Genomic DNA, 1,254 nt, shown 5'->3' on the forward strand with positions numbered 1-1,254 from the left:
CAACGTGCGCTCCAGTGCGCAGGATGTGCTGTTCGTGCCTCAGGTTGGGACATTCGCGCCCAAGGAGAAATGGCAATGGACGGGTGGCGGGGTCATGATGTCTCCCGTGGTCGGCCGAATCCGCGATATCAATGGAGACGGTCGAATCGACGCGCAAGATACACCGCAAGTTGTGTTCACGGCGTACAACGGAAGCTACTTCGCTCCCTCTGATATTTATGTCGTTGACGGTTCAACGGGTGCGCAGATTCTGAGGATTCCTGCCAGTAGTTTCGGCGGTGCGCACAGTCAGACAGGACTGGCTCTTGCAGACCTGGACATGGATGGCGTGCCAGAAATCATCGCCATCAACGTCAATGGCGGTGTATCGGTGTTCCGCAACGATGGAACCCTCAAATTCCAGACACCGGGCGGCGTGCCGATTGCAGTGTCCGTCGCTGATGTTGATGGCGACGGCATCCCAGAAATTCTGTTGGGTAACTCGGTCTTCGACAACAAGGGGCAGCTCAAATTCACACTTCCATCGTGCAGCATCCATGAAAGCACTTACGCCTCCAAGCTATTCCTTGACAGGGCTGGCTTGCAAATCCTCTGTGGAGGCAAAATTTATGACAGTACCGGCAATCCGATTGTGTCGCTTCCGATCAACAGTGTGTACCGATTCGCTGTTGCGGACTTTCTAAGCAACGGCAAACCACAGTTCGCACTCGTATCGAATGGTTCGCTGTTCCTCTCGGATGATCAGGGCAACCTTCTTTGGAACGTTTATTTGGGTGGCGGCAATGGGGGAACCCCAACTGCTGCGGATCTCGATGGCGATGGTGTGCCAGAAATCGGTGTTGCAGGTGCGGGGTACTACACGGTCGTGAGGGCCGATGGCTCAATCCTCTGGCAATCCGTGGTACGTGACTACTCATCTTCTTCAACCGGATCGACTGCCTTTGACTTTGACGGCGACGGCAAGGTGGAAATCGTCTACCGCGATGAAGTGCAGTTATTTGTATTCGATGGTGCGAGCGGCAACATCGTGTTCTCCACAGAGAGTGGCTCGGCTACGGGGGCTGAGTATCCTTTGGTGGCTGACGTGGATGCAGACGGCCATGCGGACATCATCGTGCCCGAGGATGCAGGCAGGTTTGTCGGTATTCGAGTGTTCGAGGATCTGAACAACTCCTGGGTCCCCACGCGCAGCGTTTGGAATCAGTTTGACTACAGCATCACGAACATCAACGACGACCTGAGCGTGCCGCGCAA

Annotated in this window: 1 protein-coding gene; it reads left to right on the top strand. The window is 55.2% G+C overall.

Annotated elements, in window-relative coordinates; translation table 11 throughout:
* A partial coding sequence (locus CBY09_RS23420) for an FG-GAP repeat domain-containing protein (protein ID WP_205734211.1) occupies positions 1-1,254 on the top strand: 1,254 nt, incomplete at both ends.

This window comes from Acidovorax kalamii, assembly GCF_002245625.1.
GTDB classification, from domain to species: domain Bacteria; phylum Pseudomonadota; class Gammaproteobacteria; order Burkholderiales; family Burkholderiaceae_C; genus Acidovorax; species Acidovorax kalamii.